General features: G+C 67.8%; 3 protein-coding genes. All 3 read left to right on the top strand.

Features of this window, described 5'->3' with window-relative positions:
• A partial coding sequence (locus IH13_RS0116125) for a polysaccharide deacetylase family protein (protein WP_031085001.1) occupies positions 1-1,190 on the top strand: 1,190 nt, incomplete at its 5' end.
• Positions 1,191-1,257: 67 nt separating this feature from the next.
• Positions 1,258-1,863: a TlpA family protein disulfide reductase gene (locus tag IH13_RS0116120; RefSeq protein WP_031084999.1), complete on the top strand. Its 606-nt coding sequence runs from the start codon at positions 1,258-1,260 to the stop codon at positions 1,861-1,863.
• A 4-nt stretch (positions 1,864-1,867) separates the two neighbouring features.
• Positions 1,868-2,287, top strand: a 420-nt coding sequence (locus IH13_RS0116115; protein ID WP_031084998.1) for a cytochrome c biogenesis CcdA family protein, incomplete at its 3' end; no start/stop codon positions are given.

Below are 2,287 nucleotides of genomic sequence, written 5' to 3'. Positions count from 1 at the left end.
GCGGCTCCTCCGGCCCGTCGGGCGGCGACGGCCCCGGAGCCCGCCCCACCGAGAGCCCCGGCGGGGAGAAGGGCGCCCACGGAACCGGCGGAGGGCCGCCCAAGAAGAACACCCGGCTCATCGGTGACGGCTCCACGGCCGACACCGGGAAGCAGCCGAACCAGCCGGAAGCCCCCGCCCGGCTCGAACCCGGCCAGAAGCCCCCGCAGTTCGTGATCTTTTCCTGGGACGGTGCGGGCGAGGTCGGCAACGGGCTCTTTCCGCGTTTCCTCGAGATCGCCCGGCAGCACAACGCGTCGATGACGTTCTTCCTCTCCGGGCTCTATCTCCTGCCCGAGTCGAAGAAGTCCCTCTACCGCCCGCCGAACAACCCCCGGGGCGCCTCCGACATCGGCTACCTGACCGACGGCCACGTCAAGGAGACCCTCAAGTACGTCAGCCAGGCCTGGCTCGACGGACACGAGATCGGCACCCATTTCAACGGTCATTTCTGCGCCGGTTCCGGATCCGTCGCCAACTGGACCGCCGCCCAGTGGCAGAGCGAGATCGACCAGGCGATCTCCTTCGTCACGCAATGGCGGACCAACAGCGGCTGGTCCGACGTCGATCCGCTGCCCTTCGACTACCGCAAGGAACTGATCGGCGGACGCACCCCCTGCCTGCTGGGCCAGGACAACCTCCTGCCGACGGCGAAGGCGATGGGCTGGCGCTACGACGCGAGCTCGCCCGGCGGCCGGCAGACGTGGCCCGAGAAGCGCCAGGGCGTCTGGGACCTCCCGCTGCAGGGCGTGCCGTTCCCCGGCCACACCTTCGAAGTCCTCTCCATGGACTACAACATCCTCGCCAACCAGTCGCAGAATTCGACCAAGGGCATGCCCTCGCGCTATCCGGGCTGGCGCGAACAGGCCGTCGGCGCCTATACCGCCGGTTTCGACCGCGCCTACGAGACGAACCGCGCCCCCTTCTACATCGGCAACCACTTCGAGGAGTGGAACGGCGGTATCTACATGGACGCCGTCGAGGAAGTGATCAAAAAGATCGCGGACAAGCCGGATGTGCGCCTCGTCTCCTTCCGGCAGTTCGTCGACTGGCTCGACGCGCAGGATCCGGCGGTGCTCGACAAGCTGCGCACACTGGAGGTCGGCCAGGCCCCGGAGGGTGGCTGGAACACTTTCTTTAAACAGGCTTGACAAGGGTCTTTACGGGCACTGAGGGGGGTGCGGGAGATCCCTGGAACTGCCATGCGAAACTTTTCACATGAGCTCTGGCCGCGTACCCCGACGCCGCTTCACCCTGCTCGCCGCCACCGCGGTGGCCGGTGCCCTGACCCTGTCCGCGTGCAGTGGTGACGGTGCCACGGCCGGCGGCGGCGGCAACACCAACTTCGTCACCGGCAACAGCGGTATCTCCAGGGTCGACAAGGGCGACCGCGTCGACGCCCCGAAGCTCGCGGGCACCACCCTCGACGAGAAGCCGCTGGACATCGCCGACTACAAGGGCAAGGTCGTCGTCCTGAACGTCTGGGGCTCCTGGTGCAGTCCCTGCCGCGCGGAGGCCAAGCACTTCGCCAAGGTCTCCAAGGAGACCGAGGGCCAGGGCGTCCAGTTCGTCGGGATCAACACCCAGGACACCCAGAGGTCCCTGGCGATCAGCTTCGAGGAGGACCAAGGGGTCCCCTACCCGAGCCTGTACGACCCGACGGGGAAGCTCCTCCTGCGCTTCCCCAAGGGCACCCTCAACCTGCAGACCATCCCCTCGACCGTGGTCATCGACCGCGACGGGAAGATCGCCGCCCGCAAGCTGGGCGCCCTCGACGACGAGAAGCTGCACGAGATGATCGACCCGCTGATCGCGGAGAAGTGACCCCGTGCTCCAGCTCGCCGCGTCCACCGGTGTCAACGAGACGGTCATCAGCGGGGCCCTCCTGGCGGCGCTGCCCATCGCCCTGCTGGCCGGACTCGTCTCCTTCTTCTCGCCGTGCGTCCTGCCCCTCGTCCCGGGCTACCTCAGCTACGTCACCGGCGTCGGCGGCACCGACCTGGCCGACGCCCGGCGGGGCCGGATGGTCGCCGGAGCCTCGCTCTTCGTCCTCGGCTTCACCCTGGTCTTCGTCTCCGGCGGGGCGCTGTTCGGCTACTTCGGCCAGAACCTCATGGCGCACAGCGCCGTCCTGACCAAGGTGCTCGGCGGGCTGATGATCCTCATGGGGGTCTTCTTCATGGGCCTGATGCCGTGGATGACGCAGCGCGAGTTCCGCATCCACAAGAAGCCGGTGACCGGACTGGTG

It is taken from the genome of Streptomyces sp. NRRL WC-3549 (assembly GCF_000721935.1).
Lineage (GTDB): Bacteria > Actinomycetota > Actinomycetes > Streptomycetales > Streptomycetaceae > Streptomyces.
The sequence above is the reverse complement of the archived record's forward strand: the minus strand, read 5'-3'. Positions and strand labels throughout refer to the sequence as shown.

Coding starts and splice junctions, on each gene's coding strand:
- IH13_RS0116120 (WP_031084999.1), top strand. CDS start 1,258: ATGAGCTCTGGCCGCGTACCCCGACGCCGCTTCACCCTGCTCGCCGCC.